The sequence below is a fragment of the Mojavia sp. genome (assembly GCF_059505145.1).
This window is the reverse complement of sequence record NZ_JCACKA010000074.1, coordinates 302,922-329,879: the sequence shown is the minus strand read 5'-3', so window position 1 is coordinate 329,879 and position 26,958 is coordinate 302,922. Positions and strand designations below refer to the sequence as shown.

29 protein-coding genes and 1 pseudogene are annotated in these 26,958 nt (G+C 41.3%); 15 read left to right on the top strand and 15 right to left on the bottom strand.

Annotation, left to right across the window (positions count from 1 at the left end; all coding sequences use genetic code 11):
* Positions 1–32: 32 nt before the first annotated feature.
* Positions 33–2,144: a bifunctional arginine dihydrolase/ornithine cyclodeaminase gene (argZ, locus tag AC5JL8_RS20565; RefSeq protein ID WP_495881524.1), complete on the bottom strand. Its 2,112-nt coding sequence runs from the start codon at positions 2,142–2,144 to the stop codon at positions 33–35.
* A gap of 474 nt (positions 2,145–2,618) precedes the next feature.
* Here argZ and AC5JL8_RS20560 point away from each other — a divergent pair, with 474 nt between their 5' ends.
* The 4 genes from AC5JL8_RS20560 (at position 2,619) to AC5JL8_RS20545 (ending at position 4,485) form a co-directional block, all read left to right on the top strand.
* Positions 2,619–3,026, top strand: coding sequence for a hypothetical protein (locus AC5JL8_RS20560; RefSeq protein WP_495881523.1), 408 nt, complete (start codon positions 2,619–2,621; stop codon positions 3,024–3,026).
* Positions 3,027–3,162: 136 nt separating this feature from the next.
* Positions 3,163–3,441: a tetratricopeptide repeat protein gene (locus AC5JL8_RS20555; protein ID WP_495881522.1), complete on the top strand. Its 279-nt coding sequence runs from the start codon at positions 3,163–3,165 to the stop codon at positions 3,439–3,441.
* Positions 3,419–3,700, top strand: a complete 282-nt coding sequence (locus AC5JL8_RS20550; RefSeq protein ID WP_495881521.1) for a hypothetical protein — start codon at positions 3,419–3,421, stop codon at positions 3,698–3,700. Before AC5JL8_RS20555 ends, AC5JL8_RS20550 begins: the two co-directional genes overlap by 23 nt.
* A 422-nt stretch (positions 3,701–4,122) precedes the next feature.
* Complete coding sequence (locus AC5JL8_RS20545) at positions 4,123–4,485, top strand: DUF4288 domain-containing protein (RefSeq protein ID WP_495881520.1); 363 nt, start codon at positions 4,123–4,125, stop codon at positions 4,483–4,485.
* A 250-nt stretch (positions 4,486–4,735) separates the two neighbouring features.
* Here the strand turns inward: AC5JL8_RS20545 and AC5JL8_RS20540 are convergent, their stop codons facing one another.
* Positions 4,736–5,101: a hypothetical protein gene (locus AC5JL8_RS20540; protein WP_495881519.1), complete on the bottom strand. Its 366-nt coding sequence runs from the start codon at positions 5,099–5,101 to the stop codon at positions 4,736–4,738.
* A 508-nt stretch (positions 5,102–5,609) separates the two neighbouring features.
* Between AC5JL8_RS20540 and AC5JL8_RS20535 the strand changes: the two genes are divergently transcribed.
* A complete protein-coding gene (locus AC5JL8_RS20535) occupies positions 5,610–5,876 on the top strand; it encodes a hypothetical protein (RefSeq protein ID WP_495881518.1) in 267 nt (88 codons plus the stop codon).
* Positions 5,877–5,946: 70 nt separating this feature from the next.
* On the opposite strand, the gene gatA is transcribed toward AC5JL8_RS20535, so the two are convergent.
* Entirely contained in the window at positions 5,947–7,407 is a 1,461-nt protein-coding gene (gene gatA, locus AC5JL8_RS20530; RefSeq protein WP_495881517.1) for an Asp-tRNA(Asn)/Glu-tRNA(Gln) amidotransferase subunit GatA, read from the bottom strand.
* Positions 7,408–7,687: 280 nt separating this feature from the next.
* Here gatA and AC5JL8_RS20525 point away from each other — a divergent pair, with 280 nt between their 5' ends.
* Positions 7,688–9,037 (top strand): helix-hairpin-helix domain-containing protein, encoded by a 1,350-nt coding sequence (locus tag AC5JL8_RS20525; RefSeq protein ID WP_495881516.1) that lies wholly within the window; start codon positions 7,688–7,690, stop codon positions 9,035–9,037.
* Between the two features lie 246 nt (positions 9,038–9,283).
* Positions 9,284–9,826 carry a hypothetical protein gene (locus AC5JL8_RS20520; RefSeq protein ID WP_495881687.1) on the top strand — a complete coding sequence of 181 codons (543 nt, stop codon included), beginning with the start codon at positions 9,284–9,286 and terminating at the stop codon, positions 9,824–9,826.
* 573 nt (positions 9,827–10,399) lie between these two features.
* Here AC5JL8_RS20520 and AC5JL8_RS20515 read toward each other — a convergent pair.
* Positions 10,400–10,633 (bottom strand): Nif11-like leader peptide family natural product precursor, encoded by a 234-nt coding sequence (locus tag AC5JL8_RS20515; RefSeq protein ID WP_495881515.1) that lies wholly within the window; start codon positions 10,631–10,633, stop codon positions 10,400–10,402.
* Between the two features lie 802 nt (positions 10,634–11,435).
* Between AC5JL8_RS20515 and AC5JL8_RS20510 the strand changes: the two genes are divergently transcribed.
* From AC5JL8_RS20510 to AC5JL8_RS20490, 5 genes are all read left to right on the top strand, one after another.
* Positions 11,436–11,762 (top strand): DUF6464 family protein, encoded by a 327-nt coding sequence (locus AC5JL8_RS20510; protein WP_495881514.1) that lies wholly within the window; start codon positions 11,436–11,438, stop codon positions 11,760–11,762.
* A gap of 458 nt (positions 11,763–12,220) precedes the next feature.
* Positions 12,221–12,658 (top strand): riboflavin biosynthesis intermediates N-glycosidase, encoded by a 438-nt coding sequence (gene ybiA, locus AC5JL8_RS20505; protein ID WP_495881513.1) that lies wholly within the window; start codon positions 12,221–12,223, stop codon positions 12,656–12,658.
* Between the two features lie 266 nt (positions 12,659–12,924).
* Positions 12,925–13,227 carry a hypothetical protein gene (locus AC5JL8_RS20500; RefSeq protein ID WP_495881512.1) on the top strand — a complete coding sequence of 101 codons (303 nt, stop codon included), beginning with the start codon at positions 12,925–12,927 and terminating at the stop codon, positions 13,225–13,227.
* A 341-nt stretch (positions 13,228–13,568) separates the two neighbouring features.
* Positions 13,569–14,669, top strand: a complete 1,101-nt coding sequence (locus AC5JL8_RS20495; protein ID WP_495881511.1) for a tetratricopeptide repeat protein — start codon at positions 13,569–13,571, stop codon at positions 14,667–14,669.
* A 683-nt stretch (positions 14,670–15,352) separates the two neighbouring features.
* On the top strand, positions 15,353–16,039 hold the full coding sequence (locus AC5JL8_RS20490) for a uracil-DNA glycosylase (RefSeq protein WP_495881510.1): 687 nt from the start codon (positions 15,353–15,355) through the stop codon (positions 16,037–16,039).
* Positions 16,040–16,172: 133 nt separating this feature from the next.
* On the opposite strand, the gene AC5JL8_RS20485 is transcribed toward AC5JL8_RS20490, so the two are convergent.
* The 4 genes from AC5JL8_RS20485 to tyrS form a co-directional block, all read right to left on the bottom strand.
* Positions 16,173–16,733, bottom strand: coding sequence for a hypothetical protein (locus AC5JL8_RS20485; protein ID WP_495881509.1), 561 nt, complete (start codon positions 16,731–16,733; stop codon positions 16,173–16,175).
* Between the two features lie 471 nt (positions 16,734–17,204).
* Positions 17,205–17,837 (bottom strand): hypothetical protein, encoded by a 633-nt coding sequence (locus AC5JL8_RS20480; RefSeq protein ID WP_495881508.1) that lies wholly within the window; start codon positions 17,835–17,837, stop codon positions 17,205–17,207.
* The gene (gene pyrF, locus AC5JL8_RS20475) at positions 17,834–18,553 is read right to left on the bottom strand and encodes an orotidine-5'-phosphate decarboxylase (protein ID WP_495881507.1); all 720 of its coding nucleotides are present in this window, start codon (positions 18,551–18,553) and stop codon (positions 17,834–17,836) included. Before pyrF ends, AC5JL8_RS20480 begins: the two co-directional genes overlap by 4 nt.
* A gap of 20 nt (positions 18,554–18,573) precedes the next feature.
* Positions 18,574–19,770: a tyrosine--tRNA ligase gene (gene tyrS / locus AC5JL8_RS20470; RefSeq protein WP_495881686.1), complete on the bottom strand. Its 1,197-nt coding sequence runs from the start codon at positions 19,768–19,770 to the stop codon at positions 18,574–18,576.
* A 175-nt stretch (positions 19,771–19,945) separates the two neighbouring features.
* Here tyrS and AC5JL8_RS20465 point away from each other — a divergent pair, with 175 nt between their 5' ends.
* On the top strand, positions 19,946–21,868 hold the full coding sequence (locus AC5JL8_RS20465; protein ID WP_495881506.1) for a transglycosylase domain-containing protein: 1,923 nt from the start codon (positions 19,946–19,948) through the stop codon (positions 21,866–21,868).
* A 148-nt stretch (positions 21,869–22,016) separates the two neighbouring features.
* On the opposite strand, the gene AC5JL8_RS20460 is transcribed toward AC5JL8_RS20465, so the two are convergent.
* Both AC5JL8_RS20460 and AC5JL8_RS20455 read right to left on the bottom strand, forming a co-directional pair.
* On the bottom strand, positions 22,017–22,340 hold the full coding sequence (locus tag AC5JL8_RS20460; protein ID WP_495881505.1) for a DUF1825 family protein: 324 nt from the start codon (positions 22,338–22,340) through the stop codon (positions 22,017–22,019).
* Between the two features lie 125 nt (positions 22,341–22,465).
* Complete coding sequence (locus AC5JL8_RS20455) at positions 22,466–22,918, bottom strand: tetratricopeptide repeat protein (protein ID WP_495881504.1); 453 nt, start codon at positions 22,916–22,918, stop codon at positions 22,466–22,468.
* A 343-nt stretch (positions 22,919–23,261) separates the two neighbouring features.
* Here AC5JL8_RS20455 and AC5JL8_RS20450 point away from each other — a divergent pair, with 343 nt between their 5' ends.
* The gene (locus AC5JL8_RS20450; protein ID WP_495881503.1) at positions 23,262–23,636 is read left to right on the top strand and encodes an NINE protein; all 375 of its coding nucleotides are present in this window, start codon (positions 23,262–23,264) and stop codon (positions 23,634–23,636) included.
* Positions 23,637–23,651: 15 nt separating this feature from the next.
* Positions 23,652–24,185 carry a ComEA family DNA-binding protein gene (locus AC5JL8_RS20445; protein WP_495881502.1) on the top strand — a complete coding sequence of 178 codons (534 nt, stop codon included), beginning with the start codon at positions 23,652–23,654 and terminating at the stop codon, positions 24,183–24,185.
* Positions 24,186–24,222: 37 nt separating this feature from the next.
* Here AC5JL8_RS20445 and lepB read toward each other — a convergent pair whose 3' ends face one another.
* From lepB to AC5JL8_RS20420, 5 genes and pseudogenes are all read right to left on the bottom strand, one after another.
* The gene (lepB, locus tag AC5JL8_RS20440) at positions 24,223–24,795 is read right to left on the bottom strand and encodes a signal peptidase I (protein WP_495881501.1); all 573 of its coding nucleotides are present in this window, start codon (positions 24,793–24,795) and stop codon (positions 24,223–24,225) included.
* 527 nt (positions 24,796–25,322) lie between these two features.
* On the bottom strand, positions 25,323–25,688 hold the full coding sequence (locus AC5JL8_RS20435) for a clan AA aspartic protease (RefSeq protein WP_495881500.1): 366 nt from the start codon (positions 25,686–25,688) through the stop codon (positions 25,323–25,325).
* A complete protein-coding gene (locus AC5JL8_RS20430; protein WP_495881499.1) occupies positions 25,685–25,957 on the bottom strand; it encodes a hypothetical protein in 273 nt (90 codons plus the stop codon). The genes AC5JL8_RS20435 and AC5JL8_RS20430 overlap by 4 nt, the downstream gene beginning before the upstream one ends.
* Before the next feature lie 226 nt (positions 25,958–26,183).
* Positions 26,184–26,480 carry a DUF3349 domain-containing protein gene (locus AC5JL8_RS20425; protein WP_495881498.1) on the bottom strand — a complete coding sequence of 99 codons (297 nt, stop codon included), beginning with the start codon at positions 26,478–26,480 and terminating at the stop codon, positions 26,184–26,186.
* Positions 26,481–26,482: 2 nt separating this feature from the next.
* Positions 26,483–26,887, bottom strand: a pseudogene (locus AC5JL8_RS20420) (DUF1308 domain-containing protein).
* Positions 26,888–26,958 lie beyond the last annotated feature (71 nt).

Here is a 26,958-nt window from a genome sequence, read left to right as displayed (position 1 = left end):
CTGCGCCTCTGCGCCTCTGCGTGATACCTTTCTTAACCTACCACTGCCCGATAAGGACTTGTCAACTTATCCAGTTGCTGTGTCAACAGACTGAGGAACAATCCCACATCTGTAACCACACCTACCGATTCTATCGAACCGCGATCGCTTAACTTAGTAACCACAGCTGGATTAATATCCACACACACCATTTTCACACCAGCCGGGGTCATATTCCCTACGCCAATCGAGTGCAGCATTGATGAAAGCATCAAAATCATCTCCGCACCTTCTAAAAGTTGGGCGTATTCTTGCTGTGCTTTGATTAAATCCATTTGGGTATCAGGCAAAGGCCCATCATCCCGAATCGAACCGGCAAGAACAAAAGGTACGTAATTGCGGACGCACTCATACATAACGCCACTCTTAATCAGCCCAGCTTCCACTGCTTTGGCAATACTTCCATAACGGCGGATAGTATTAATTACCTTCAGGTGATGGCGGTGTCCACCACGAACAGCAACACCCCGTTTCATGTCTACACCGAGGGATGTTCCCATCATATTTTGCTCGATGTCGTGGACAGCGATCGCATTCCCGCCCAAAAGCGCCTGTACGTATCCTTCTCGAATTAGCCGTGATAGATGTTCGCCGCCGCCTGTGTGAATTACTACAGGCCCCGCTGTGACAACTACTTTACCGCCTGCATCTCGGATTTTACGCAATTCCCAAGCTACTTGTTCCACAACTAATTCCACACGCCGTTCGCTGGAAACACCTGCGGACATAAAGCTAAATTCTTGGGCGTTGCGTTGTTCGCGCGATTCTGTTTTCCGAATCGTGCGGATACCTAGTACGTCTACTATTACCTGTTCGCCTACTACTAAATCCCGTAAGATTTTACACTTAGCTACTAAGCCTTGAGGTGTTTGGGTAATTGCGATCGCACCGTCCATGCGTTGATTTTGTACTTTCACCCACTGTCCTTTAATCCGTACTTCAGTAGGATAAATCGTACTTACATAGAAATCATCAGGAGCAACACCATCTTGAACCACAGGCTCCAGTTTGGCATCGCGCTCATCTTGGGGCAAGTCTACCGCACCCAAATCAATCAACAGCGAGATGATTTCTTCCATCACTTCATGCGATGGTGCTGATACTTTCACTTCAGCTGCTGAGGTACTTTGGCGTTGTTCTCCCAAGTTGAAATTTAATACTTGGAAACTTCCACCTGTGTCTACAATTAAATCCAAAGCGCGGTTAATCAAGCCAGAGTCGAGCAAGTGTCCTTCTAGGCGAATGATGCGGCTTTCTACTGAGACATTGGCATGAATTTCATCTCTGACTGGTTCTGTCACCCGCAGGGTAAGACATTTCGCTGCACCACCAGCTTTGAGAAATTCAGTTAGCGGTGTTTCAATTACTTGGAAACCTGCATCTGCTAGGCGTGCTTTTAAAGCATCACTCGCCTTGTTCATAATCACGATGCTGTCAACATTCACCGCATTACAGGCGAAGTTTACCGCGTCGGCTTCTTCAATAGCGATGCGCTTTTCTGCTGCTACTCGCATTTCAATTAAACGGTTGGAGTAGGAATCAAAAGCGCCTGGATAGTAAAGCAAATAACCGTTGGCTAGAGGACAGAAGCAGGTATCTAAATGATAGAAGCGCTCATCAATTAATCGCAAAGATAGTACTTCTATATCCAGCCATTTAGCTAGATAAGGATGAGAATCTAATTCAGAACGGAAGCCGTATCCTGCCCATAGCCAACGTCCTTCCCGGTCTAGCAGTGCGTCCCCTGCGCCTTCAAAGGGTAAGTCTTTTGGCAATACATGGACTGTGTAACCATTTCCTTCAAACCATTGTTGAAAGTAAGGTTCTTCTCCCTGACGTTCTTTGTGCAGGAAGCGGCTGAGAACAACATTATCCCCCAACACCAAGCCGGCATTGGCGGTAAATACCATATCAGGCCAACCTTTTTCAGGCGTTACTAAATCTACAATGGCGTGTTCTTTGAGGACGTAGTGTAGTTTTTGCCACTGTTCGACGGCGCGATCGCGCGATGACTTGTGAATGTTCCCTTCCATCCAGGGATTAATCACATAGTCTACATCGTAGTGGTCAGGGGCACACATCAAAAAGCGAATGCGGGAAGTCATAAAAATATTACAAGCGTTGAGAAGCTACAAGCCTTAGTTTATACAAACTATTACTGCAACAATATGTCAAATTTGCTACGATTCATTGAAATTTTTTAGTATTTCAAGACGTAAAATTTTTGCTCTCATTCTATTATCCCAAAAGGATAAAATGCGGCAAAAACTGACAACATAGCAAAAAGACTAATGGTACAAAACCGAAAGCTCAATTGCGTGCCATTGTAGCGCTATTTGGCTGTAGGAACTCAATATTTTATCCCCAAAAATATGGACATAAATTAGACATAAATATAGCAAGGCTTGACACAGTATGAAGTTTAGTGACGAGGTACGGGGGAAAGTGCAGATCGTAAACCTACTAAACTAAATCGCTTTCACAATAAGTTAATTCGGCAACTCCGCAATTGTTTTGTCTATTTTGGGAATGCGCTAACATACCATTGTATAAATAACAATGTTATACCGCGTAAATGTGTGGATATTGCTTTAATCGTTAAGTTTCTTGCGCCTTGTCTGCCATTTCTGCTGAATGTAGGTAATAAAGCCGTAGAAGGAGCATCACAGAAACTAGGTGAGGATGTTTGGAATAAAGCAAAGGCTATTTGGGCTAAGTTACATTCCAAGGTAGAGGCTAAGGAAGCAGCGAAAGAAGCAGCGGTGGATGTGGCTGCAAATCCAGAGGATGAAGATTTACAAGTAAGCTTGCGGGTGCAATTAAAGAAGATTTTAGAGGCTGATAAAGGGCTTGCAGAGGAAATAGCCAAGATTTTGCAAGCATCGACTGACAAACCTGGTGACAATATTGCGATGAGTGCTAATGCTTACGACCAAAGTACAGTCAAGCAAGTTGGGAAAATTGACGCAAACCAAGTGAGTTTTTAACTCAGCTATAGTAGTTCCCATTTAGATACAGTACAACATTATATCGCCAGGTGTAAGGGCACGGCAGTGCCGTGCCCTTACTTACTTCTACGTTCGCAGTCACAACATCCAGCAAAATTTTTACCTGCTAACAATAATGGCAGAAGAACCCAACCCCAGTAACTCGAACAATATTGAAATCAATATTCGAGGCGAAGGTATTTCCTTAATCGGTTTGGGCAATGCTTACAACTCCCTGGGACAATACCCACGGGCGATTGAGTTCTACCAGCAGTCTTTGGATATCAAACGGGAGATCAGCGATCGCAATGGCGAAGGTGCTTCCTTAAACAATTTGGGCAATGCTTACGACTCCCTGGGACAGTACCAACGAGCGATTGAGTTCTTCCACTTTGGATATCAAAAGGGAGATTAGCGATATTCGAGGGGAAGCAGACACCTGGTTTAATTTAGGTTTGTCTTTGCAAAACGTCAACCGAGAATCAGACGCGCTGGGTGTTTATCGCAATGTGCGTGAACTGTATCAGACAATGGGAATTAATGCTAATGTGCAACTTTGCAATGATGCAATTGAGCGTCTTTCGCAACCAAAAGCGCCTGTAGTTTCTCGGCGTGGGTTTTGGGGGTGGTTGCATCGGTTGTGGCGTTGGGTTTGCGCTTGGTTTCGCCGGTGAAAAAGATTCTTTATTTATGGAAATATAAGAAACTGGCTATTTTTTACCTATATGCTGCCGAAATATCTACCATTACCAATAGTTAGATTTTTCACCATGGGATTGCTTATACAACCCATTGCTGCTCACTGCAAGACTCTAATCTATAATTACAGCAATTACAGCACAACAAGTTTATCCGAGCAATCCTTACTAATAAGCCAATTTAGACCTGGGGATAGTTGTGAAGCAAACGACAACTTAAGTTTGTTGGCTGATACGTTTATTAGTGTGTGCCTAAAAGCATCAATTAGGCGAGAGTTTCCTAGCGAATTTCTGAACTTTTATTTAGAAGACATCAAAAGCAATAAATCTGCAACTGGTAAAAAAGCTTGGAAGTTATTGAATGATAATAGATTCAAAAAGTAACTGGGGAAAATGGGATGACACCTGAAAGTACAAATAGACCAGAATCATTTTACATCGCTATTATTCTCTATAAATCATCTTCAGATGCACCTGATTATAAACCTTTGTACCAAGAAAGCTTTGTGCTAATTAAAGCTGCTTCTTTAGAGTCAGCAAAAGCAAAGGCTTTAAATTATGGAAAAAATGAAAGCGTCAGCTATACAAATGAGAATGGAGAAACTATTACTTGGTCTTTGCAGCAAGTAGTAGATGTTAATTCAGTTTTGTATGATGACTTTGATTCATCTGAGGATGTTATTGATTTATATACTCGACATTTTTGCAATTATGACGCTTACCAATCATTTGAACCATTATTATCTCAAGAGCAATTTTAGGATTTATGCATTCTTTCGTTGTGATCTATATAGCGGTTCTCTATTGTTTAGAATACAGATCATTCGTAGGGGCACAGCAATGCTGTGCCCTATAGTGTAGTGCATCCAAACGAGAACCGCTATAATCACTCCACACATAAGTTATTCATCAGGGCACAACAATGTTGTGCCCCTACCAATCTGTCGCATTTTTTTTCAAATTGGTAAGCGCCTTTCTGCCCTAGTCTTGGCTAGTAGGTGCAACCGTGCTTTAACGCACAGTAGGCTTGCGATTGGCTTCGACACCGCGCTTGGCGCGATCGCTTTTGCGAGTACCTCCAGCCATTTGATACTCATGGCTATTGTTACCAAATTTATAAGCTATACCACGCAAAATTTTCTCAGAATAGTCTGCCAAAATTTCTTCGTTTTCGTTGAGCTGGGTTAATAAAATATCAATAGTCGAGAGGGTGGTATTGTATACTTCTAGATTTTTTCGGAGGCGTTCGATTTTGTCAGTATAATCTTTGACTGTCAACCCTTCTCCTACATCTAGAGTTGGACTGATAGATTTAATACTAGCTAGACGTGTTTCAGCTTTGCTTAGAATACGTGAACTCCGTTTAGGTCTTGCCATAATTAATACTTGTTTTTCCAAATTGTCATAACTCCATAGTGGACAGATGTTGAAAAAGTTGTCATACGTAAATTTGTTGATTTTTTTTAAAATCCAAAATTTAAGTAATATCATGTTCGACTAAACACTTGTCATTACGAACGCAGCCATAGCGAAGTGAAGTAATCGCAGAGTCCTTACGATTGCGTCGTTCCACTGCGTTTCACTCGCAATGACACATCCAGGACTTACGCACTCATATCCCCTAACCCCCTTAAAAAGGGCAGCCCTGCGCCCTTGCGGGTTTCCCGACTCCCTCAGTGGCGTGGCTTTAGACGTTCCCCCTTTTTTAAGGGGGGTTAGGGGGGATCAGGGTTTCAGACTTCAGTGCGTAAGCCCTAACATCGTAAGTAATTAAGCGGACTTGAGTAATTTATCTCAATTCCTAATTACGAAAGTCCAACAGAATCTAGGTTCTAGGCTTTGAATCTGTTGCCGAATTTGAGAGCGCAAGTCTGTTTCTGATAGCGTGAAGGCAGAAGTTGCTTCAGACTGCGCGGAACACGGAAACGTGAAGGCAGAAGTTGCTACAGACTGCGCGGAACACGGAAACGTGAAGACGGAAGTTGCTACAGGGAAGGCAGAAGTTGCTACAGACTGCGCGGAACACGGAAATGTGAAGACGGAAGCTGCTACAGGGAAGACAGAAGTTGCTACAGACTGCGCGGAACACGGAAACGTGAAGACGGAAGCTGTTACAGGGAAGGCAGAAGTTGGTACAAGGAAGACAAAATAGAGAAATGTACTGAATAATTTTGCACCACTGCGATCGCAGTGGTGTTTTTAAGATTCATTCCTCAGTAATATCAAGATAGTTGTGGTTTACGCTCGCGCCAATTAGTTGATTGCTCATAAGCGTAAGCTACATTAAACAGTTGGTCTTCTCGCAGCACCTTACCAATTAGCTGTAATCCAATGGGGAGTCCCTGATCATCAAATCCGCAAGGTACACTTAAACCCGGTAAACCCGCAAGATTGACAGGAATAGTCATCAAGTCGGTTAAGTACATACTCAAGGGGTCAGTAGTTTTTTCTCCTGCTTTGAATGCTGTGGTGGGAGAAGTAGGACAGGCTAACACATCGACTTGTTCAAAAGCTTTATCAAAATCTTGCTTAATCAGAGTGCGGACTTTCTGAGCTTTGAGATAATAAGCATCGTAATAGCCAGCAGAAAGGGCATAAGTTCCAATCATAATCCGCCGCTTAACTTCCGTACCAAAACCACTAGCACGGGTACGGGTGTACATCGACAGCAGGTTATCTGCGTCAGCAGCACGCAAGCCATATTTAACGCCATCGTAACGAGCTAGGTTTGCAGAGGCTTCCGATGGAGCGATGATGTAATAACTAGGTAAGCCATAGCGGAAGCGGGGACAGGAAACTACATGAATTTCTGCTCCCAAGTGTTGGAGTTGATCAATTGCTTTGGTAACTGCTTGCTCTACCACAGAGTCTAAGCCTTCACCAAAGGTTTCTTTAATTACACCAATCCTGAGCTTTTTTCTAGCTTTGAGGTCTGGTTTTAAACTGGCGGCGTAGTCAGGAATATCAACTTTGAGGCTAGTAGAGTCTTTAGGATCGTAACCCGCGATCACACTCAATAATATTGCTGCATCTTCTACTGTGCGTCCGAATGGCCCAATTTGATCCAAAGATGAAGCGTAAGCCACTAAACCGTAACGAGAAACCAGCCCATAAGTTGGTTTCATTCCTACTACACCACATAAAGATGCAGGTTGACGAATTGAGCCACCGGTATCAGAACCGAGAGCAACAACACATTCTTCCGCCGCCACCGCCGCCGCCGAACCACCAGAAGAACCACCAGGAATCCGTGACAAATCCCAAGGATTCGCCGTAACTTGATAGGCAGAATTTTCTGTAGAACTGCCCATGGCAAACTCATCCAAATTGGTTTTGCCTACCATAATTGCCCCAGCATCTGCCAGCTTTTGCGTTACCGTTGATTCATAAGGTGGCACAAAATTTTCCAAAATTTTAGAGGCGCAAGTAGTCGGAATTCCCTTAGTACAAAGATTGTCTTTGATACCGATAGGAATCCCCGCCAGCAAGCCAATTTCTTCGTTGGCGGCGATTTTGGCATCCACAGCACGAGCCTGCTCTAACGCCTGTTGTGCCGTCACGTGTAAGAAACTGTGCAATTTTGGCTCTAAAGCTTGAATGCGCTCTAAAGCTTCTTGGGTGATTTCAACAGCAGAACGTTCTTTTTTAATTAGCTGTTCGTGCAACTCGCGGATGGATGCCATGACTGCTCCCTTTGTGATTCAAGTCCTTGATTTTAGTACATTATGATTGGGCATGGGGCATGGGGCATGGGGCATGGGGATTGGGGATTGGGTACTGGGGATTGGGTACTTACTGAGTAAACTCTTCCCAGTCCCCAGCCCCCAGTCCCTCTTTTCGTGTAAAAGTATAGCAGTGTTCGCTCTGCCATAAATTTTGTAGTATGGGCATTGTCTAGCTAACAATGTTGATATTTTTATAAATTAAACAATTTAACAGATTTGCTTTTGGGGCTTGGGAAAGATGGTTAAAATAGTTACCCGTAAATTTATAGGCGAACAAAATGTTTATGACATTGGGGTTGAGCGTGACCATAATTTTGTCATCAAAAATGGTTTAGTAGCTTCCAATTGCTTCAATAAATCTCATTCAACCGCCTATGGGTATGTAACTTATCAAACAGCATATTTAAAAGCTAATTATCCATTAGAGTATATGGCGGCACTGTTGACGGCTAACAGTGGCGATACAGACAAGGTGCAGAAATATATCTCCACCTGTATGAGTATGAATATTCAAATAGAGCCGCCAGATATTAATCGCTCTGGTGTGGATTTTACACCAGTGGCAGGAAAAATTTTGTTTGGATTTTCGGCAGTTCGCAATGTCGGACAGAATGCGATCGCCTGTATTTTGTCAGCCAGAGAAGAAGGTGGGGAGTTTAAATCTCTAGGGGATTTTTGCGATCGTGTAGATTTGCGTGCTGTTAACCGCAGAACTTTAGAGTCACTAATCTCTTGTGGAGCTTTTGACAAAATTCAACCCAACCGTCACCAATTAATCCAAGACCTACCATTAGTATACGATTGGGCACAATCCCGCGCCAAAGATCGAGCTAGCGGACAGGGAAGTATCTTTGATTTGTTAGGGGGATTTTCTACTACTAGTAATAAACCTGTAAATAATGCTTTTGAAATCGCTCCCAAAGCTCAAGCTGTTTCCGATTTTCCACCACAAGAAAAATTGCGGATGGAAAAAGAACTCTTAGGCTTTTATGTATCAGACCATCCCCTCAAGTCTCTTAAACAATCATCTTCAGTTCTAGCGCCTATTAACCTTTCGCAGCTTGGCGAACAAAGGGAAGACACAATGCTTTGTGCGGTTGTCATGCTCAATGGTGTGAAAAAGGTGATCACCAAAAAAGGCGATCCAATGGCGATTTTACAAATAGAAGATTTAACTTCACAATCAGAAGCAGTGGTCTTTCCCAAAAATTACGAACGTATTAGTTCTTTACTCCAAGTTGATGCTAGGTTGATTATTTGGGGTAAAGTAGACCGACGAGACGAGCAAACTCAATTGATTGTTGAAGATGCAGAACTAGTTGATACCGTAAAACTAGTAATGGTAGAACTAACTCCCCAACAAGCAGTTACTATTGAAGAACGCGATCGCCTCAGAACGATTTTAAAAGAACAATCAGGGGACAAAGAAAAAGCAAAGATACCTGTGATTGGCATTGTACAGGCTGGTAATTCTCGTCAACTCGTCCGTTTTGGTAGGCAATTTTGGGTGCAAGATTCTCTAACTACTGTGATAGCTCTTCAAAATGCCAGATTTCCTGCTCATATAAAACCGCTTACTAGTAGTTGAAGCTAAAAGATAAAAAATTTACCACTACTAAAGTTTCGTTTAAAGACGTTTTTTTATCGTCATACTTAAAATTGCTGAAGTAGCTTGACATAGAATTTACTCCTACGTCAACAGTATATAGCCGTAGCTAAATGGCTATATAGACGTTTATTTGGTTACTTTTGCGGATGATTACTTCCCTGACTAAATGGTATCTTTTTATGCCATGGCGTTTCAGCCATAACCAGGGGAAGGAGTAAGGACTTGATGATTGTCAATGAGCTACATAAATTTGTTTCATATTGTAAAAGAATTCAACCCCAAACGCAGGAAGATATCAAAAAGTTTTTTGAGGGAGTGATTGCTTTTCCCTACGATAAAGAACTTCTATTACAAGCTTATTTATTTTTAAATATTCAAAAATTCTTTCCCTCATGCACTGAATTACTACTATTTGAAAAGTCTCCGATTGCAGATTATACAGATTTGGGAAAATGTGATTTCCTTTTTCTTACATTACAAGGTAATTTGTTTTTAATTGAAACTAAATTTATTGATACAGAAGCAACAGGAGCCACAGAAAGAAAACGAAGAAATAAGCACAGAAACAAAGTTTTTGAACAAGTTATTACATTAAAAAGCCGATTTAGTGAATATTGGAGTATCAGAAATGAGCAATTAGAATGTGGAGTATTTACTACAGATCCAGAACTAGATTGGCGGGGAAATGGCGTGAATGTGATTACTAAATCAGTAACTATAGATAATCTTGAGCAATGGCGAAGAAACTATCAAATAAATAAGCTATAAAAAAATTCCAAAAAATCCTATCATGGCAGTTTAATACTATTTTGCTCCAATATCGCCATAAATAGGCAGCAAGCAAAAATAATATGTATCTCGGATTTAGGGAATTAGTACGAGATGAAGTAACATAAGAGCAAAATATAGCAATCCGATTTGATTTCTGAATCACTCGTAGAGGTAAGGGACTGGGGATTGGGGACTGGGGACTGGGAAGAAGGAATAAAGGTGTACTGAATTTTGTTCAAAAATCAAATATGAGTCCTATATAATTAATTTGAGTTTTAATAAATAAAAATATTAATAATTTTTATTTGCTGGCTACTAAACAAAATTTTAGTTTCAGGTATTGATCAAATACAACTTTTATCCTCATCAATAAATTTTTACAACACAAGTTGATAGCTTTTTGGTACAACGTATAAGCCCTATATTTATTGACTATCCTGACTCAGATCGTCATGTCTGAGTCAGGTAAATGTAGGATTAATAAAAAACTATTTGCTTCAAGCTAGGGATACTCCAAGTGGAAGACTCACTACGTTAGCCTTAATTTTGGGTATTTACCTGAACACACTATTATCTAGGATTAATGTGACGTCTAGGCCCCCACCCTGGATTGACAATTGCTGCCAAATCTTCTTCAGACAATTTGCTGATTTCAGACTCTAGCTCTTGGATAGTGAAGTCATAACCACGCTCTTTAGCAATCTTCATGAATGTTTCTGAGTCAGCTGTTGCTTTGAGTCTTTCCTTAAGCGCTTGATCTTGTTTAACGGCTTTAAAAAGTTGAGCAGCATTTTGCTGTGACATGATAGTCCATCTCCTGTTTTAAATATCAGGTTTGAAGGTATTATTTTGACTTATGTAGTTTCGCCAAATCGAGTAGTGGTCTTTTAACTTGTGAAATACATTTTGGCTAAGTCTTCGCATACTATGCCGAAGACCATAGCTAGAAATGTGATGTCAATAAAAACGCTGTAATGATAAAATCACTAACCTCTAGAATCAGGCTAATGATTAAATTTAGTGCAGTATGAAATCATATCCCAGAGATACGTATAGATGTATCCATCAAACGGCTGAGTTTACGGATGCGATTAAGAGTAGCAAGGTGTTGAGCAACGTCTATATATAGCAATCCGATTTGATTTCTGAATCACTCGTAGAGGTAAGGGACTGGGGATTGGGGACTGGGGACTGGGAAGAAGGAATAAAGGTGTACTGAATTTTGTTCAAAAATCAAATATGAGTCCTATATAACTTACGATGCGATTGCACTAGCACTGCACAAACATGAGTACGGCTGATGCTGACTCAATCACTTTTTCTCGCAAGTGCTAATCAACAAAACTTAAAGTTATAAAGATACAACTACGGCACACCTCTTAAACTGTAAAAGCTATGCTGATTAAAGTGGTAGTCAGTGCTTCTTCCCTAGATTTGCTAGTGCCATACGCCATTGCAGCCTGTACAAACTTTCCCTAGTCCACAGCAGTGGAAATGTTACTTCTCAAAATGCAAAGGCGAACCTGCCCTAAGAGTTGCACTTAGGTAAACAAGATAGTGCAATACAAGGGACGATCAATCAGCGCATAAAAGAGGTAAAGAAAAAGTGTTAAGAACTTTTTTGGTGATCGTCATTGGTTTCTTGCCATCTCTATTTTCCTTGTGGGTAATCCGTAAAAATTATTTACGGACACGCTTAAGGATGAGGCAAGCAGCGATGAACTTTTCTGTAGTAAGAAGACCGCAAAACATCAGACAATTAGAGGGCGATCGCTACTATTTAGAAGGGGTAGGTTACCTCGTTGGCGACATCAGCTGCAAATTTAATGCTCGCTCCGGCTATATCCGCTGTGCTGTCAATCCTAATGGCCCCTGTCAGGGATGCCGTTACTATGAACCAAGGGAATTGGCTGACAGTGAACATAAAATTTAAGATTCTTCAAAGCTCTAGATTTTTCCGTAATCTTTATAGCGACATTACTGCCAAGTGATGTATTTGTTGCTAACAACCAAGTGCCAGCAAATTTTATAAAAGAGATGCGATCGCGTATGTTTGAAAATCAAGAAAAGTTAATGCAAAATATTCTAGCTGCTAACGTTAAACAACATTATCAAATCATAGAAAAACACAAAGGTAAAATATAAATAATCTTTGACATTTAGTAAGGAGCATAATTTGTAATTTACTTGCCAATAACAACTTTGCAAAAACAAATTTCAAATTAAAATATTACTATTGTTAAGTAAGCCGACACAATAAAATCAAGCTGTGTAAAGAAAGATAAACAAGACTCAAATCCTTTTTCCCCCTGCTCCTTGCCCCCTGCCTGATCACAACGATAATTCTTTACACCGACCTACTCATATCTGCCGAACTGTTGTATAAATTCGATGACTATCTACTTTTATACTACTCGTGAACAATATGGTTGTTTTTCTAACTTTTCGCCTCATGGCTTTGAGCTAGATGGATTATATTGGTATACAAGCGAACACTATTTTCAAGCACAAAAGTTTATTAATACTTTCCATTTAGAACAAATCCGTTTAGCAAGAACTCCTAAGGATGCTGCGAAAATGGGGCGAGAAAGAACCCGTCCTCTGCGTCCAGATTGGGAGCAAGTAAAAGACGAGATTATGCGAAAAGCGGTATTACGCAAATTTGAAATCCATAGAGATATTAGGGAAATTTTGCTTTCCACAGACAATGAAGAAATTGTTGAAAACTCTCCCATCGATAGTTACTGGGGTTGTGGATCTGATGGAAGTGGTAAAAATATGTTGGGAATAATTTTAATGGAAGTACGAGAAATACTGCGCCATGCCTAAAGTGCAGAGATTGGCAGCAGTAATGTTGTAAACTAATATTGTTACTGTTATTGCTATCTCTTACAAAGTTATAAAATAAGTATTCAGCAGCAAGCTATAACAAAGCGTAAAACTTTGTATCGAGAATTAGCAAAATTAGGTATTGTGGCGCTTTCCAGGAGAATTTTACTAGATTTCTTTAAAATACCCGCTTGCCTAAATTTACAATAACTGTATTCTCTATAAAGTAACTTGAAGTAGTACCCTCTCGCAGGAGCAAAGTAATTATGCCTTTAACGACAAAAATCAAGAAATATTGTAAATGGTTTTGGGATGAATCCCTGGGAGGAGATTACGACACTTGGGGTACTAGCACCTACTTTATGGAAGTTGGTCATAATTTATGTGCGATTAGACAAATAGAGGTTTACGAAAACGGAAACGTATTGTTTTATGATGGCAGCCACTTTGCAGATAACTATGGGATGTTAAGCGATAAGCCGCTAAATGAAGAGGATATTCAAGAGTTTGGCATTACTAAAGCCGAATTTGAGCAAATCTGGAATACAAAAACACCAATGAATAGATGAGGGTATTTGCCAGATATAGAGAAATATCTGAATCCTCAAACCATAACAGCATTGCAAATGTCTGTAAACGTGTAGTGGCTTTTAGTTAGATATATTTTGGACATTGAAAAGTATTTAATGACCGAAATTTAGATATTTTTTAGACGATAGTTATAGTAAATCGTCTCTCATTAATTTAATGTGAATTTTAGCCTGATTAAACACTCTAAAGCTAGAAAAGCAGTTGCTGTACTGCATCTAGTGTCAGTTTAGGGTCAAGAGAATAGGAAATATCTAAGTAAAAATGTATTTGGGATTTTGGGAATACTAAATACATCACCAAACTCAACAGGATTTGGTCGATGTCTACAAGCAAAGAAAATCCTAGCTTAAAAAATACAGTTCCCTTACAAGTCCCAGCAAAATCCTTGAAACCAACAAAGCGCAATACAATTGCCCACGACTTTGGGCAAGGCTTATCAGAAGAGACAGTCCTTTCACAAGAAGGTGACGGACAGTTATTAGAAGCATCCAAGTTACTGCGACAAGGAGTTCAACAGCAGCAAGCAGGTGATTTAAATACTGCTATGAAGTCCTTAGAACAATCCCTGGTGCTGTTTCAAGCTGTTGGTGATTTCCAAAAACAGGGACAGGTACTTTCTTTGTTAGCATTGGTAGCTTACACCGTAGGGGACTATAAGAACACTATCTCCTACTCTCAACAGTGTTTATCTTTAACAAAAGATACTTCAAATGCATTCATAAAAATGCAAGTGCTGTCTCATTTGGGTAATGCTTACCGTCATTTAAACGATTATGACAAAGCTATTCAGTGTTTAGAAGAATGTTTAAAGATAACCCAGCAGAAGCAAGACAAGCGTAGTCAAGTGGCGACGCTGAATAATCTGGGATTGGTCTATAAAGCTTTGGGTAGTGTTGCACGAGCAATTGAGTATCAAGAGCAAAGCTTAAAAATTGTGCAAGAACTCCAAGACCGATGCGGTGAAGAACAGGTACTAAAGAATCTGGGCAATGCTTGGTATGCATTAGACAATTACCCAAATGCGATCGCCTACTATGAAAAGTGTGTACTATTATCACGCTCCCTGAACAACCTTCGCAGCGCTATTCACGTACTGAAAAATTTAGGTAATGCCTACTATGCCACTGGCGATTATGCTAAAGCCATTGTGTATTACCAGGAGCGTTTGCAATTAGCCAGAGAACTTCAAGATAAGCGCAGCGAGGAACAGTCACTAGGGAGTTTAGGAGTTGCTTGTGAAGCCTTAAGTGATTATGCTAAAGCGATTACATACTATGAAGAACGTTTATTGTTAGCTAGGGCTATGAAAGACCGTCGCAGCCAAGAACAAGCTCTAGCCAACCTTAAACTTGCTTGCTACGCCATAGGCAATTACGCCAAAGCAATGCAATACCAAGATTGGAAATCGACAAACAGTTAAATATCTGCCTTGAAAATGGGGCATGGGGCATTGGGCATTGGATAAAGAAGACAAGGAGCATGGGGGATGGGGGGACAAGAAGCAAGAGTTAATCATGGTTCTTTCCCCTTGTCCCCCTTCGGGTACTCTTCGAGAACCCCTTCGGGGAACGCAGTCGCCTGCGGAGGAGCCAGCGCGGTCTTGGGGGTCTCCCCCATGAGCGGCTGGCGTTGGAAACCCTACCAAGAGCGCTGTCTCACCTTGTCCCCTTGTCCCCTTGTCTCCCCTGCTAAGAGCTCTTTGCACAAGCTGCTTTTTCCCAGCTCCCAGTCTTCAGTCCCCATTTCCTTTTTCATTAGGACTGCCTTCAAATCCTGCAAGGCTAAGGAGGATGGCATTGCCTTGCTCATGACCGATTGTTGCTCAAACGAATCGATACAACTGATACAATAAAAGTTCTATCAAATACTGTGGGACACACAGAAATTCAAGCTTGTGGAGAGACTGTAAGACTCATTGGTACTTGTGCCAAAAAGCGGGTTTCTAAGAAACAAGAATCTCCCGCCACAGCTCCCGCTTGGCGGTGAGAGTGTCAAAAAACAATTTCCAGTAATAACTCATTTCTGAGAAATCCCCAACACAACAAGATTTCATTCAGATATTCAGATTCAGACAGGCGCATCGACACCAAAATTTAGATTGTCATGAGCAGTGAAACCCAACTCAGCCTCTTCGACGACTCAACCTTTAACAAAAGAGATCTGATTCCCACAGACGCCAAGATTCCTATCCCGCCCGATACCTATGCGAATATGACTGAATTGACACAGCATTGTAATCAGTGCCATCGTTGTGGGTTAGGAGACAACCGTACTCATGCAGTCGTTGGACGCGGGAACCTCAAGGCAACAATCATGGTTGTAGGGGAAGCACCAGGCCAAAATGAAGATGAAACGGGTTTACCATTTGTAGGTAGATCGGGACAGTTGCTAGAAAAAATTTTGGCATCTGTGAATCTTAATACTGAAACCGATGTATACATCGCCAATATTAATAAATGCCGTCCTCCAGAAAACCGAGTTCCTACAACTGAAGAGATGGCGGCTTGCTTACCTTATTTATTAGAACAAATTCGGCTAGTTGACCCCAAAATAATTTTGTTAACAGGTGCAACTGCGGTTAAAGGTTTAACTGGCGATAAACGCGGAATCACCAAAATTCGCGGACAGTGGATAGAATGGCAAGGGCGTTTATGTATGCCAATTTTCCACCCTTCATACTTGCTGCGTAATCCTTCTAAAGAAAAAGGCGCGCCTAAATGGTTAATGTGGCAGGATATACAGGCGGTACGTGCCAAGTTTGATGAAATTCAAAAAACTAGTGACAGTTAATGCGATCGCTGGCGTTTGTGTTGATTAAATAATTAGGTTGGAAAGTTTCAGAGTCGGTAGTTCATTTACTGTGAACTATCCGACTCTGACACTGGAAATAGGTGTTGGCAAAAAAGCGTTGCAGATATTGATTTTATTCGTTTTTAGCTTCTGGGGAATCATAAATGCCCCAGTTTTGAATATCATGTTCACGCAATATTGATTCAGCACGATTGAGTTCTTCATGTGTGCCATTAAGTATGAGCAAATAATAACTTTGCTGGAGGCGATCGCTATAAACACTCGCCCGTTCTTCAGGTATACCTAAATTAGCTAGAGCCTTAACTAAATTCTGAGTTGCTGATGCTGCTACAGCCACACCTCCAATGCTAGTAACTAACGCTACGCCCACAGAACCCGCAGCCAGTACAGCGCCTAAACCGGGAAGCGCCAAACTGCTCATACCAAGTAACAAAGTACCCCAAGTAGCTGCTGAAAGTGTGTCTCCTACAGCTCCCGTTGCATTAACATCTTGATCGCCAATGCGATCGCTCATCTCTGCTTCGGCCAGGCGATCGCCTTGTTCTACATTTTTGCCAATAATAGAAACTTGTTCAATGGGAAAGCCTGACTCTTTCAAAGCGTTTATTGCTGGCTCTACTTCTTGAGCTTTGGCAAATACTCCTAATCCGTGTTTAGTAGTTTTAGTTAGCATAGTTTTCTAGTTCGCAATTTCACAGGAATAAACAATTGTTTTTATATTTGAAATAAATATGTATTTAATTCAGACATGAAAAAAATAAAAATCTCATCAAACATAACGGTTTAAAGCCAATTTAGCCAAGAAAAATGATGATAGTGGTTATAATTAACGCTACACTTATCACTTCTTAAACCGGGTGAGTTTGTACGTTGTTGTACTTACTTAAGTAGAACGAATTATTAGTGAAATTGTCCTCTAACTAAAGATACGATTCCTAATGAAATCGCAGCATATTTATCTATAACTTTTGGGGTTTGCTCTAATTGCTTTATTAAGATAATTCTGATACAAGCTGTGGCTATCGCTGAACATTATGTATATTTAATTACAATAAGCTGGTGTTGGTGTATAATTAGCTGCCACAGCGATTAAGTTTAAATAAGGATGAGCATTACAGGCAAAAAAGTTGGTACTTCAAACCTTTTAATTTACGGTACGCATCCGCACACTACTCGCTTCACAATCCCGTAACCAAGCATTGATTGCTTGGGCAATAGCACTATTACTGCTATCTCGTGGCGGGGATGGCGGTTGTCGCTTGGGATAAGAACCAGTTTGGGTAAACATCATTACCAAACGCCAACCACTTTGAGTTTTAGTCAAGAATAGCCAGTGAAATTGCTGCAATTCTATCGCTTTTTGATCGATGTACTGCCGCTCTAAGGTAGTAAAGAAAACCTGCTCAACTCCTGAGGCTGTACTTTTGGAGTTATCTGCGGTATATCCACCAGGGTTTAGGGGCAATGGTATAAACTCAGGCCTACCTGCTACCTGCATATAGCTATAAATATCAGCACTTCTCCTCAGACGACGGGCGCGTTGACTAATGCGATTGCTGTAGCTAGGTAAATCGCGCAATAATTGAGTAATTAAAGTTTCTAAATCTTGCTGAGAGCAAAAAGACTCTACCTTATTACTGTCTACCCCCCTCTGTGTTGACGGAGAGGGGGTGATGTTTTGCGAAAATGCTGAGTTATCAAAGCTATTTGCTATTGCCAGCCAGAAGCCACATATCAGCCACAAGCGTTTTCTTCTCTTTCTGACTCCTGCCTTCATGCCAGCGTAGTTATCTCCTCAGAAATCCTTTTCCAGGCTAACTCAGGCTCGGTAGCATTAGTGATGGGACGCCCAATTACTAAATAATCTGCGCCAGCTTTGATAGCTTGTGCTGGAGTGAGCGATCGCTTTTGATCCGCCTTGTCTGCCCAAATGGGGCGTACCCCCGGACAAACTAACAAAAAATCATCCCCGCAAGTTTGCCGCAACTGTGCTGCCTCTTGGGGCGAACAAACTGCCCCATCCAGCCCCGCCTCTTGAGCTAGCAGTGCCATTGCTAGGGCGTATTCTGGCAATTCCAGAGGAATTTTTAAATCAAATGCTAACTCTCTGGCAGAAATACTTGTCAGTAGAGAAATGGCAATCAATTTCGGCGGTTCAACACCCGCCTGTGCCGCCCCTGTTTGTGCTGCCTCAGTTGCCGCTTTCAGGGCATCTTTACCAGCAGTAGCATGAATTGTCAGCAAATCCACCCCGTAACGAGCCGCAGCCTGACAAGCGCCAGCAACGGTGTTAGGGATATCGTGAAACTTTAAATCCAGGAAAATACGCTTTTGCCGGGATTTTAGCTCCTCTAGAATTTTTGGCCCAGTGCTGGTAAATAACTCTAAACCAACTTTCCAGAAACTTACTTGTGGCAGTTGATCCACAAGGGCGATCGCACTTTTTTCATCCGGCACATCCAAAGGGACAATAATTCGCTGCTCGGCGTTCATTAGCGGTTCTTTAACTCAGATTAAGGTAGTAAGCGCATAAACTTATTTTTTCCCACTTGCAGAACTCTTCCATATAATTCACTGGGCTGCTGGAAAGTGGTATCAACATCTTTAATGCGATCGCCATCTAAGTACACTCCACCCTCTTGAATTTTTCGCTTGCCTTCACCGCTACTTTTGCACAAACCGCTAGCATTGAGAAGATAAGCCAACTTCACCGGAAACTGTGGTATCCCAGCTAAAGAAAATTCAGGGACAGCACCTTCTTTACCACCGCTTTTTGCTGCTTCTTTAGCTTCATTCGCAACTTGATCGCCATGGTACTGTCTGACAACTTCCCATGCCAGAAGCATTTGGCGATCGCGTGGATTTTCTGGCAACTTATCCAAAGATAAATTTGTCAAAAGTTCAAAATATTGTGCTAGTAACTGGTCTGGAACTCCCTGCAACTTTTGATACTTATCAGACGGGTGTTCAGACAAGCCTATATAATTATTTAGAGACTTGGACATTTTTTGCACACCATCTGTGCCAATTAAAATTGGCAGCAGCAACCCAAATTGAGGCTTTTGACCAAAATGACGTTGCAAATCTCTGCCCACAGCTATGTTAAATTTTTGGTCAGTTCCGCCTAATTCCACATCAGACTCGACGGCAACTGAATCATACCCCTGCATCAATGGATAGAGGAACTCATGGAGGAAAATTGGATTCTCTTTCTTATAGCGTTCTGCAAATCCCTCCTTAGCCAACATCTGACTTACCGTCATCGTTGAGAGTAACTCTAAAATTTTTCCCAAATCCAGGCGGGAAAGCCATTCGGAGTTATAACGTATCTCTAACCTTCCAGGTGTGTCAAAATCCAATATAGGACGCACTTGATCAAGATAAGTCTGGGCGTTTTGCGCTACCTCTGCCTCTGTCAGTTGGCGACGCACCTCAGATTTACCTGTCGGATCACCAATGCGAGCCGTAAAATCACCAATAATTAGAACTGCTGTATGACCGGCATCTTGAAAAGCTCGCAGTTTTCGTACTGGTATGCTATGACCTAGATGAATATCAGCGCCCGTTGGATCAATACCCAACTTGACCCTTAAAGGTCGGTTTGTATTAGCCAAGCACTTTTCTAAACTGTCACTTTCACTATCAGCATCAGTTGGTTGTGGGAAAATTTCAGCTACACCACGACGCAACCAAGCAAAATCTTGCGTCATACTAGTAAATTCGCTATTAATTAAGTTTTCGACTTGAGAAGTTGGGTTGGTTCTGTTCACTGGCAATTTGTCCGCTCTCTTATTCTGCCAAACTACTATAATTGCAAAAAATTAACCGCCTTGCTTCGTCAAAGGAATTACAGTTAATATCTACAAGTGAGGAAGTGAAATCGCCGTGTCGTCAAGGTTTTTTGAAGACAAAGAAGCCCAAAGTAAGGCTTCATCAGGTTTTGAGTTTTTCAAAGGAGTAGGTCAGGTAGCTGGCGGAACTCTATTATCAATCACGATGCTGGCAAGTTCAATTGTAGCGGGAGGATTGGTTGGGCTAGCTATTAGTTTTCGTAATTTGCCGGATGTTAGGCAATTACGTAACTTCTTTCCTTCAGAAACTACTTATATTTATGACATTAAAGGCAAACTGTTAACGAGTATTCACGGGGAAGCGAATCGGGAAGTCATACCCCTAGATAAAATTTCTCCAAATTTAAAACGGGCGGTACTAGCAAGCGAAGATAGTCATTTCTACACTCATCACGGTATTAACCCTACCGGTGTTGGTCGTGCTGTGGTCGTTAACTTGGTAGCAGGCGGAGTCAAGGAAGGTGGCTCTACCGTTACGATGCAGTTAGTGAAGAACCTGTTTTTGTCTCGCAAGCGTGCCTTTACCCGAAAGCTGGCGGAGGGAGTGCTGGCAATTCGCTTAGAGCAAATTCTTACCAAAGACCAGATTTTAGAGATGTACCTCAATCAAGTTTATTGGGGTCATAACAACTATGGCGTTCAAACCGCAGCACGCAGTTACTTTAATAAGTCATCGGAATTTTTAACCTTGGGTGAATCGGCAATGATGGCTGGTTTAATCCAAGCGCCAGAAGAATTCAGCCCATTTGCGAGCATGAAACTGGCAAAACAGAAACAAAAGGAAGTGCTAGGACGAATGCTGGACTTGAATTGGATCAGCCAGCAAGAGTATGACGACGCCCTCAAGCAAGAAATCAAACTAGGTAGGATTAAGTCATTTCAAGGTAGTGCCTTACCTTATGTGACTAATGCTGTAGCGCAAGAGTTGGCGAAGAAGTTTGGGCGTGAAGCACTGCTAAAAGGCGGGATGCGGGTACAAACGACAGTTGATGCCGAATTTCAAAAAATGGCGGAGCAAATTGTTGTTCAGTCGCATCAGAGGCTTAAGGGGCTGGGATTATCTAAAAACCAAATAGCTCTGGTAGCAATTGATCCCCGGACGCATTTTGTCAAAGCATTGGTCGGTGGTGTAGACCCCAAAATCAGCGAATTCAACCGTGCAACTCAAGCCCAGCGTCAGCCTGGATCTTCCTTTAAGCCGTTTGTTTACTATGCTGGTTTTGCCAATGGTAAGTTTGCACCAGATACAACGGTGCTAGATGCACCAGTCAGTTATCGAGACGGTGATGGTTGGTATTTTCCCAGAAATTATGATGGTGGTTTTTCGGGATCGATGTCAATTCGTACCGCCCTAGCCCAGTCTCGCAATATTCCCGTAATTAAGGTTGGTAAGGCTGTGGGGATGAATAAAGTTATCGAAACCTGCCGCACTTTAGGTATTATGAGTCCGATGGAACCCGTAAGTTCTTTACCTTTAGGTGCAATTGGTGTCACACCTCTGGAAATGGCTAGCGCCTATGCTACGTTTGCCAATTACGGTTGGCAGTCGCCACCAACGGTAATTGTGCGGATTACCGATAGTAGCGGCAACGTATTGCTAGACAATACGCCTAAACCCCAGTTAGTTCTTGATCCTTGGGCTTCAGCAGCAATTATCGATGTGATGCGCTCGGTAATTACTGATGGTACTGGTAAAAATGCGGCTATAGGACGCCCTGCCGCCGGTAAGACGGGCACAACGTCTTCAGAAAAAGATATTTGGTTTGTGGGTACAGTACCGCAGTTAACAACTGCTGTCTGGGTAGGTAGGGATGACAACAAACAATTAGCCAGTGGTGCAACCGGTGGTGTAATGGTAGCTCCTATCTGGCGTGAGTTCATGGAGAAGGCATTAAAGAATGTGCCCGTTGAGAACTTTAAACCACCATCCCAGTTTCCTCGACCAAAATCGAATTAAAGAGGCTGGAGATTAGGGATTAGGGATAAGAAATAAGGATTAAGTACTCTGGGTACTGGGTAATGAGTTCTGGAAATTTTAGATTTGCTGTTTTGAATAATGATTTTTTATCTGTAGTCTCTAATCCCTAGCCCCTAATTCCTAGTCCCTATGGTTGCTTTTCTAACTCGGACTTCATCCGCTGTAAGGTAAGATGCATTTGGTCAAACATTTGTTGGGGGGTTACCCCAAACTGACCTAGCTGAGTTTTCATCTGTTCCATAGTCATTTGTGCCATGAAATCTTCTGATAGCTCGAAGCGCTTCATAAAGATGCGATAGCGATCCATCATGGCTTCCATTTGCTCAATAAACAGCTTTTTACCCTCGCGGTCAAATTTGCCGTAATTGTTGCCAACCTTAATCAGTGCTTGATAATCGTCAAACAACTGTTTTGCTTCTTGCTGAACTATATCAGAATCAAAGAATCCCATTTTGCTTAATATTCAACTGAGTACTAACCCTCAGTAGCTTATGGTTATGCTTATATTTTCATTCTAGTCTAGGGCAATCATCTAAGGATCAAGCTTCGGTTTGAGTACGGTTATTTAGCGAAATTTCACCACTTGACTCCAGAGCGTGGCTGCGCTGAAAAGAAACTTAATATAGCGGCAATACTTATAGCTGTTGCCATTGATTTGGGATTGGTGTTTTCACCTTGTTTAATTTTCAAATTGGCAGCGTATTTTAAAGCTAGCTGGTTTTGGGGATTCAGTTTTAATGCTTGACGGATATAAACCATTGCCATCCCACGAAGATTCTGTTGGAGATGTACTAACCCTAGTAATGCATGATAGTCGCTATTATTTGGCTCTAGTTTAATAGCATCCCGCAGTTCTTGTACAGCTTGTGTCCAGTTAGCTTGGTTATTATATTCAATAGCCCGCTGATAGTGCCGTTGAGCGTATTTGTTAACAGATGGTTTGGCATTGCTTGTTTCATCTAATGCCAAGTCCTCTGGTTTCACTATAACCTCAGTAATTATAGGGACAGCTTCTTGCGGGAGGAGCATATCAGATTTGTGTGGTGAGAAGTTAACTAAATTGAGTGTATTTAATTTTTGCCTTAATTAGGAGAATTTACTGAGAACTTTAGATTAAGCTTCTGCATCGAAAGCGATCGCCTGTTTATAGAACAACTGTGCTTACCAGCTAGGCACTGCCAGCAGTTAATGTACTATGAACAAATTTTCTTAATTTACCTAAGTTATAGGTAGCTAATAACTCCTAGCTGGAATTAATAAAATGGATTCAGAGATTCGGTGTTAGGTACGATAACACTAATGCTGAATTTATGCAGGCGCTTTGCTACGATGACTATCTGATTGTGAGAAATATAGTAGTAAATTTAAGAATATGTTGACTAAGCGAAAAAGCCGTAGTGTTGCTGCTGTTTTAGCTTTTGCTGGCACGCTGACAGTTTCAGGATTGCATAAGTTTTATTTAGGACAGCCGTTATGGGGTATTTTATATGTTTTGCTTTCCTGGACGCCTATTCCCAAGGTAGCTAGTGCTATTGAGGGAGTGTGGTACTTAGCCCAAGACGAAGAAGCTTTTGATCGTAATTTTAATTTTGGTAAGTCGGCGGCTAAAAATTTACAGCAAGTCAGCAATCAGGTAGGAGCGATCGCAGACGCTTTGCGCGAGTTAGATGCTTTGCGTCAAGATGGATTAATTTCTGAGTACGAATTTGAGCAAAAGCGCCGCCAGATGCTAGACCAAATTTCTTGATACCAGCGAAATGTTATGAATAACTGGCTACCTTTGAACCCCAAGTTGCAAAAACTCCGTGCCAAGCTCCTTAACGACCCGTACTATAGACTACAATCTGGGGAAGAAATTCAAATGGCAGTGCAACTGGGTATCCAAATTGATGCCAATCAAGCAACTGTAGATGATTGGTTACGCCTACCTGGGTTATCGATTCACCAAGCGCGATCGCTGGTGGAACTTTCGCGTTCAGGTGTGAAATTCTACTGTATTGAAGATATAGCTGCGGCTTTGGCTATACCAGTACAACGGCTAGCACCACTAAAGCAGTTGCTTAATTTTGTTTACTATGACGAAGAATCTCTAGATAATCTTACGCCTTTGGTAAATCCAAATACAGCAACAGTTGAGAACCTGGCAAAAATTCCCTTTATAGATATGTCTATGGCGCAAGCAGTAGTGCAAAATCGGCTATCTTCTGGGCCTTACCGCAACTTAGTTGATTTTCAGCGTCGCCTAGAGTTACCTGGGGATGCGATCGCCCAGTTAATGTATTATTTAAGATTTTGAGTCTCAGTTAACAGGTTGTTAACTGACTACTGACTAATTAAATGAACCCGATACGACTAAGAGGCCAAAAGCGAAATGTTGCTCGGCCAATAATATTTGCTCTAGGTAAAAAGCCCCAGTAGCGAGAGTCATTACTATCGTTACGGTTATCTCCCATAACAAAAAATTCATTTTCAGGAACTTGCTGTGGTGGGTAAGGGCTATTTGGTGGTTCAGCGATGTAGTCTTCTTGCAAGGCTTGACCGTTAAGGTAAACTTTGCCATGAGCAACGCTGATTATTTCTCCAGGCTCACCAATCACGCGCTTGATAAAAGCTTGGTCTTTAGGATATCCCCGACGTTGCAGTTCTGCTGGTGGCTGAAAAACAATAATATCTCCGGTTGCAGGAGGGTGAAAACGGTAAGATAGTTTTTCCACCACCAAGCGATCGCCTGTATGCAAGGTGGGAAACATCGATTCAGAAGGGATATAGCGAGGTTCGGCAATAAAAGTTCGGATTACAAATGCCAAACACAAGGCGATCGTAATTAGAGTGAGATTTTCCTGCCAACTACGCCATATTTTCGACGACGTAGGAGCATCTTTTGCATCACTTTCGTGAGGAGTCATAGAAGTTTTCAGCCAGTTAAGAAAGTGGAACAAATACCTTGATTATTTTGACGCTAAAGGTATATTTAATAAACAACTTGGGTTTTGCGCTAACCCATAACAAGCATTAAGAATACGACTATCGCATCTACCAATTATAGGCAAGAGTGCTGAAAACAAAATAAACTCTGTCTTATACGATACAAGCTGAGATTAGGCTTTCTAAATCCACATTTAACAATCCTAATCTTAGTAGCTGCAATTATAAGGCAAGGTTTTGGCAGATTCTCAATTGTTAAGCCTCTTCCTAGAATAGTTAGTTGCCGACTGGTAGAGCGATACAGCCAGTCGGTTTTTTCTTATGTGCTTCATCTTAGCCGCACACTAAATTTTTTGCAGAAGAGTATTGTGGGAGTTAACCCACGCACATCCAATAAAGCCTTAAGATTTACACTCAAATCCCAAATCTAAAATTTTTAATCGTACTCAACTTGTGGGGCGACAATTCGCGGCACTGTTGATAGAACTGCTATATATTCAGACTGGAACTACAACTTTTCAAGTGTTACTAAACCACCTTCAGTAAACTGTATTACAAGTTCATGCTCATCAAGTAAAGCTGTACCTAATAGAGGTAATCGTTCTGTAGCGAGTACATTAACTTCCCGTTCTTCTCCATTCCAAATAATGGTAGCTTGATGTACTGGTAAGATGACATTACTATTGTTAGCTAAATTTACATACATATCATAAACAAAAGGAAGACCCAACACAATTACCGCCGCTGGAGGTAGGGAAAGAAAATCTGTAAAACCTGTATCAATAACAAATTCAATACTAAAGTCTGGTTGATTTGGGAGTCGGAATATTATGTTAACAGTAGCACGTCCATTTTTGATAATCCCAGAAATCACCGATAATCACGCTCCATCTTCCCACTGAAGGAAGCAGCAACTTTATAGCCTATACGAATGCCGAAAAGTCGAGCAAATGGGTGTTTATTGCGTAAATATCGAGCTGATTCTATGCCTACTTTATCAACAGCGTATTCACCTGTTTCTATATCGATAATCACCATCTTACCGATGTTTTCTTCTCGTTCCACTTGTTGACGAATGCCATTGTCGTATAATTCTTTAGCACGTCGTGCAACTTCTTCGCGGCTTAAAAGTATACTTTGCACGTCCTTACTCCTTTTTTAATTTATCTACACATTCTACGACCAGCCTTCTAAAAATGCGGTTTCGGTTCTATCGGCGTATTCTCTTTGCGAATAGTCTATTTTGATACTTCCATAAAGTAACAATAATTGCTCGTTTATGTTTATCCTAGCTGAAGCGAATACTTTGTGCGTTAGCGTAGCTTACCGTAGGTATCACCTCCTGTAGCGCAGACCCTCATCGCTTCATTTAAAATAATTCCTCTAGCCACTGTTGATAACCACAACTAAATAAATTATTTTTTAAATTAGCAATAGCTTCAGCTTTAGGAATATCAATTGACTGTACTCGGTATACATCGTTGAGTACCACACTATATTCTTTACCAACGTAGTAAGCAATTACTTGCGCTAAGTTTCTATCTGACATCTCTTCGCTTAGTAATGCTAAAAGTGGTTCATAATTTTCTGGTTCAATACCATTAGGAAAAGCACATTGAATTAATTTATAGGTGCTTTGTAGATGATGCGGAATAGTTATTTGCATAATTAATTACCAGTTAATGGAAAAGGTGGATGAATGTATACAAGAAAATCCACACCTTGAGCAGAAGCAGCTCTAACAGCTTTTGCATCTGCTGTTGTAGTGACAATTCCTAATTGATCACCTGTACCTAAAATAATAATATCGCTTATTCCTAATTTCCTTGTTAGTTATAGGTTTAAGGTTCTAAGTGATCGGTTATCTGGAATAATAGTTACTCTTTGCAAAAATCTTCTAGCTCTATCCTGTTCTAATATTCCACCAATACTTTTGACTATATTAGTGAACTCACCAAAAGCAGTTTGAGTCATTACCATTTTTTGAGCATTTACATATTGTCGCAACAAATAACGGACATAAGAACCTTCAGCAATGAAAGCTACAGCCGTTACAGTATCTAGATTAACCATGTTATTGTCATGCTTCAGACCCTCTGATTGTTATATAGTAAAATACAAGAAGTAGTATCTTGGTTTCTTCA